This window comes from Bacillus sp. FJAT-42315 (genome assembly GCF_002797375.1).
Classification (GTDB): Bacteria; Bacillota; Bacilli; order Bacillales; family Domibacillaceae; genus Bacillus_CE.
The window spans coordinates 2,683,088-2,689,069 of sequence record NZ_KZ454941.1 but is presented as its reverse complement, the minus strand read 5'-3'; the positions used below and the strand labels follow the sequence as shown (position 1 = coordinate 2,689,069).

General features: G+C 38.1%; 5 protein-coding genes. 1 reads left to right on the top strand and 4 read right to left on the bottom strand.

Annotated features, from left to right (window positions below):
• The 3 genes from CEF22_RS13150 to CEF22_RS13140 all read right to left on the bottom strand — a co-directional run.
• The coding region (locus CEF22_RS13150; protein WP_442857371.1) for a Ger(x)C family spore germination protein at nt 1–295 on the bottom strand (295 nt) is incomplete at its 3' end.
• Nucleotides 292–1,830: a spore germination protein gene (locus CEF22_RS13145; RefSeq protein ID WP_100403223.1), complete on the bottom strand. Its 1,539-nt coding sequence runs from the start codon at nt 1,828–1,830 to the stop codon at nt 292–294. The genes CEF22_RS13150 and CEF22_RS13145, both read right to left, overlap by 4 nt.
• The gene (locus CEF22_RS13140) at nt 1,827–2,927 is read right to left on the bottom strand and encodes an endospore germination permease (RefSeq protein ID WP_100403222.1); all 1,101 of its coding nucleotides are present in this window, start codon (nt 2,925–2,927) and stop codon (nt 1,827–1,829) included. The genes CEF22_RS13145 and CEF22_RS13140 overlap by 4 nt, the downstream gene beginning before the upstream one ends.
• A 252-nt stretch (nt 2,928–3,179) precedes the next feature.
• Here CEF22_RS13140 and CEF22_RS13135 point away from each other — a divergent pair, with 252 nt between their 5' ends.
• Nucleotides 3,180–4,610, top strand: coding sequence for an aldehyde dehydrogenase family protein (locus CEF22_RS13135; protein WP_232726205.1), 1,431 nt, complete (start codon nt 3,180–3,182; stop codon nt 4,608–4,610).
• Between the two features lie 20 nt (nt 4,611–4,630).
• Here the strand turns inward: CEF22_RS13135 and CEF22_RS13130 are convergent, their stop codons facing one another.
• Nucleotides 4,631–5,860: a hemolysin family protein gene (locus tag CEF22_RS13130; protein WP_100403220.1), complete on the bottom strand. Its 1,230-nt coding sequence runs from the start codon at nt 5,858–5,860 to the stop codon at nt 4,631–4,633.
• Nucleotides 5,861–5,982 lie beyond the last annotated feature (122 nt).

Below are 5,982 nucleotides of genomic sequence, written 5' to 3'. Positions count from 1 at the left end.
AACGGCGTTGAGATGAACGGTACACGTCGAATGCTGCCTCATTCACTGTTTTTCCGCTGCCTCTGCCAACAACGACAGTAGATTGTTGCACGCCGCTTGTTGCTTCAGACTTAGCAATTAAACCAGGATTAAGCATTTGCAAATAGACAACGAACTCGCCATCTTTATAATCGACACCTAATCCTTGAATATACACCATTCGTTCGGGTTCATTGGCATCCCAACAGCCGGCTAAAGGGAGAAGAGATATGAAGAAGGTTGTGCATAGGAGTACATATTTAACATACAGTTTCATGAAGAACCTCCTTGCTTTGTCTTGTCTTTAGGGTTCGTGGAATTTGGTCTTTTATTATCTAGTTGAGCTGGTAACTTAATAAAAGCTTTCAAAGTGTTCTTTAGGCTCATTTCACTAGCTACTTGCAAATAGGGAACACCAAAAGAGTGAAACTTAGCAATGTATGTACCTACAAAGAAAACAGAAACAAAGAAACCAAATAGACCGAAGAAGGCAACGAAAGCAATGACAAAAAAACGGATTAAAGCTACGGTACCAACTAATGATTGATTGATTAATGTAAAGGTAGCGATCGTTGAAGCGGCTATGACAACTAACATCGCTGGGTTTGTTAATCCAGCACGAATAGCAGCATCTCCAATAATTAATCCCCCAATGACGCTTAATGTTTGTCCAACTGCAAGTGGTAACCTCATTCCTGCTTCACGAAATACTTCAAATAAAATAAGCATAATAAAGGCCTCTACTGCGGTAGGTAAAGGTACTCCTCGTCTTGATTCAACTATGGTAGCTAATAAAGTGAAGGGGATTTGATTTTGGTGAAAAGCGGTTAAAGCTACCCAAAAACCTGGAAGAAATGCAGCAATAGCAATACCAAAAATCCTTAATAATCGTTCAAAAGCAGCGTATAAATAATTTGATTCACTGTCCTCAGCGGTTTTTAATAAGAAGAACAGATTAATGGGAGTAATATAAGCAAAGGATACCCCATCAATTAAAATAATGAAACGGCCATCTAGCAATGATTGCACAGCAAAGTCGGGACGCCCAGTATAACTATGTCGAGGGAATAGAGCGAACGGATGATCATCATTAATTAATTCTTCAAGTTGTGTTCCGCTATATAAACCATCGACGTCTATAGATAAAATTTTTTCTTTTATTTCACTTAAAGTTGCTGTATCAACAATATCCGCCATATAAAGAATAGAAAGTTTAGTTTTGGAGCGTTTTCCTACCTCGAATTTTTCACTTATGAGACTAGTTGTGCGTAATCTTTTTCTAATTAAAGCATGGTTAATGGTAATGTCTTCAATGAAGTTATCACGTGGTCCTTTAACGGCAATTTCTATATTCGAATCTTCTGTATCTCTTTGAGGGCGATCAGATATATCTACTGAGTAAATGGTTTTTTCTGAACGGAAAATTAGTAATAACTTACCTGAGAAAATCTCCGTTTCAGCCTCTTCAGTACTAGTAACGACTTGCAAGGTAGGGAGCTGAAGAGCTTGTAACGCTTCTTCAGTAAATTGGCTAGGCCGATCTTTTAAAAAGTTTTCTAGTTTTTTCGGTACCGTTTTATAGAGCATATCGGTGCTAACGAGCCCTGTACAATATATAAGGGTGATCGGTTCATGATGAAATTGTAAGTGAGAAAAGGTTACATCCGAACAATGTTTAAATGTCTCCTTTAAAGTTTGTTCATTAAGAGTTGATTGTAAAGTTTGTTCATTAAAAGTTGATTCTAATTTCTTTTCTTTAATGAACTCATCTAGTTTTTTAGATTTTTTTAAGGAAACCTTATTAAACTTCATTGGACTCCCCTCCGTTTTTGTATTGTTTGAAACATAGTAATTACACCTACTAGGATGGAAAAACTAAAGAAAAACCAAAATGTAGTCGGTAACACATATTTTCTTAAGTAGGAATTAAACTGAAAATCAGTGATAGGTGCAAGAACCATCGCGCCGATGACAAATAATAACAGAAATAAAACAAGGTTCTTTTTTTGTTTCTGAATGGGCAATAACTCTTTTATTAAAAAGAGTAATAAAGTAATTCGAATAAATACCCCTGAAAGCCATTGGTAAATCGATAAAAAGTCTACATGTTCAAAAAACTTCCCAATAGATACGAGCCCCCACTCTTCAAAAGGAGGAAATCTTTGTAGTTTCGCTTCTTGTGGACCGAACTCTACAATCGCTCCGATTAAAGGGCCAAGTGTTAATGCAGTTAATAGCAGAGTGACGACAGCAAAGTGCCGAAATTTTAATGGGGTATTTAATTTATGTTGTAGTAAAAGAAAGATAAAGATTTCAACCATACCAGAAGCTTGGAAAATGACTCCATTTAAAACAGGAGAGATGCCATGCTCTAAAACCGGTAATAGTAAAGAATGGTTTTTAAATTGAAAATTGGCGATTGCGACAAAGAAACCAAAGATAATGATAAAAAATAAAAGGAATACATTTAGAATGTTAAGAGTTTGCATTCTTTCTTTAGCTAAATACCAACATGTAAATAGAAAGAGAATCGTTAATAAAAGGGGAGGTGTTTCCGGCATATAAGCGATAGTTGTCCAAACGATCGTTTCTCTTAAGGCGATCCCACACATAAAAAGCAAATAGAGAATGAGCAGACATACAAGCAATTTTGTTGCTTTATCCCCTATCACTTCAGAAAGCCAGACAATGAGTGGTCTATTATTCGTTTTTTTATGAATAAAGAAGAGCAAAGGCACCCACATAAATGTTAAGACCATCGTCAATAGAACGCTCATCCAAGCATCTCTTCCGGCAACAGATACTAATGGGGAAATCGCAAATACGTGATTTTTTAATCCAATTGCCGTCATAGCTAGCAATATTAATTGTAATGGAGTGATCGCATCTGGCTTGTAAATAGTAACCACCTACAAAATGTTTGATAAGGGTAGTTTTGACCAGAAAGGATGGAATATGTATTAAAAAAAGAAAATTATTTGACAGACATTCGCAATTCAAAAAAAATTCGAATAAAAATACAAAATTGTCTATTTTCAAAAAAGTAAATTATGTTAAACTAAAATAGATTTGATATAAACATTACATAGATGAAGGGAGACATATGTCTCTCTTTTAATAGGGGAAAGGTGATTACATTGATTACAGAAAATTTAGAAGTTATGACAAAAAACTATATTGCAGGTGAATGGCAAGAGCTTCAAGGGGAAAGCGTTCCTGTCTATAATCCATCTAACACTACCGAGAAAGTAGGAGATATGCGCTTTTCGACGGAAGAGCAAGCGTTTGGAGCGGTGGCTGCTGCTCGCGAAGCTCTACCTGCTTGGAAGAAGAAATCAGGTAGTGAAAAATCTGCTGTTTTATATAAAATGGCTGAAGTGCTTGAAAAATCTGCTGAAAAAGTCGCTTCAGTAGCTAGTCGTGAAATGGGAAAACCAATCGGTGAAATGCGTGGGGAAGTGATGCGCGGTGTGAACCTGCTTCGTTTCTATGCAGCGGAAGGCGTTCGTCCTGATGGCCAATTGATTCCTTCTAGTGAGCAAAATGTTGTTCAGTATTCCAGAAGAGTGCCACTTGGGGTTGTGGCGATTATTACTCCATGGAATTTCCCAGTGGCCATTCCGATCTGGAAAATTGCTCCTGCTCTTATTTGTGGCAATACAGTAGTGTGGAAGCCAGCGGAACATGGGGTATTAACGGCTACGTTATTAATGGAAGTATTTGAAGAAGCCAATTTACCAAAAGGTGTATTAAACTTAGTCATCGGTAAAGGACGAGTGGTTGGGAATGTATTGCTTGAACAAGCGGAAATTGATGCGGTCAGCTTTACTGGTTCTACCGCGACAGGTCAGCGTGTAGCGGCTTCATGCGCACAACGCAACATTAAGTATCAAACAGAAATGGGCGGAAAAAATGCAGCGATCGTGTTAAAAGATGCAGATTTAGAGAAGTCCGTTCCAATTATTTTAGGCGGTGCTTTCCGTTCAGCGGGACAAAAATGTACAGCTACAAGCCGAATCATTGTAGAAAAAGCGATCTATCCTGAGTTTGTTGCAGCGATTCAAAAGGAATTAAATGAAGTTGTTGTAAATGAAGCGAGTGAGAACCCATATTTAGGTCCTGTAGCTTCGAAAAGTCAATATGAGACAGTTTCTGAATATGTAGAATTAGCTCGTCAAGAAGCAAATGTCATTGGCGAAGGTCCACTGAAAACGGACAAGCAAGGTTACTTCATTCAACCAATCGTTGTCGATGGCATCACAGCTGAGCATCGTTTATTCCAAGAAGAAATTTTTGGTCCAGTGGCTGCGGTCGTACAAGTGGAAGATTTTGAAGAAGCAATTGACGTATGTAACGACTCTTTATACGGATTAAGTGCCGCTATTTTTACAAACGACATGAACAAAGCGATGCGTTTTCTTGATGAGGTAGATGCTGGAATGGTACGTGTCAACCAGGAAACATCTGGTGTAGAATATCAAGCTCCATTCGGTGGAATGAAATGGTCTAGCTCACACACAAGAGAACAAGGACAAGCGGCTTTAGATTTCTATTCTCAAGTGAAAACTTGTGCGATTAAATATCAATTGTAAGCAAGAAAAACTCCAGATGCTTAGTCTGGAGTTTTTACTATTTTTACTCGTTTCATTCGATTGTATTCCATTTCTTGAATGGTAAATTGGAGATGCTCATATTGTAATGTATCGCCTTCTTTTGGTACATATCCAAACTCTTTCATAAGAAAGCCCGCTAACGTTCCTTCTTCTTCCGGGAGTTCTGTTTGGAAAGCTTCATTCAAATGGCGGATAGAAAGAAGACCGTTGCAAATGAGATCGGTGTCGGTCAACTTCTCAATGAGCAATTCATCATTTTGATCCGTTTCATCGGCAATCTCCTGACCGATCATCGCTTCGATAATATCTTCGTGCGTAATGATCCCAGCGGTCCCTCCATATTCATCTAGAACAATAGCAAGATGTTTTCTTTCCTTCAACATCTTTTTGAAAACCTTCTCAATAGGAGTCGATTCGATCACGAAAAGCGGGTCATTGTCGGAAAATGTTTCTAAGCTTTCTTCAGGTGTTAATGACCATTTTAACAAAAGCTTTGAGTGAAATACTCCAACGATATGATCCATATCATTCTCAAATACCGGATATCTCGTATAGTTGTTAGCTAAAATAATCGCTTCTGTTTCTTCAAGTGTACTTCCAACAGGAATACCAACAATGTCCATTCGCGGTGTTTTTAACGCATCATGTACACCCTTTGCATAAAAGTCAATCATGCCTTTAATTCGCAACGTTTCTTCGCTATGAAATGTCCCTTCTTGAGAAGCAATATCCACCATTGTTTTCAATTCCTCTTTGGACAATGAAGCTTGCTTTACTTGTCCTTTAGAAAGGAATGAAATCACCGCTCCTGTAAATTTGGAGATTAAGAAAGTAAGCGGCTTTAAAAGGAGCACTAAAAGCGAAATGACAGGATAGACCTTATAAGCGATCTTATCCGCAAATGTAGCAGCGATTGTTTTTGGGAGTACTTCGGCAAAAATGATTAAGCAAACAGTCAAAATACCAGTCGCAATCCCTACACTAAATCCGTATTTTAGGGCAATGATCGTTACGAGCGTTGGCAACATAATGTTGGCGATGTTATTTCCGATTAGAATCGCTGTGATCAGTTCATCTGGCTTCGAGACAAGGCTAAGTAAGTGTTGGGATTTCTTATCGTTATTTTCTGCTCTCGTCTTCAATTTCATTTTATTGACAGCAGTAAGTGCGGTTTCACTACCAGATAGAAAAGCAGACATCAAAATAAAAAACAGGATGGCAAACAGCATGACAAACCTCCAATGACTATGTATATAACTAGCAATGCTATTTATCCCGCATTAACGGGCTGTAAGATCCCCCACCTCAACATGACAAGAAGCGCAGACTGGCAGATGGGGGATCAACAGCC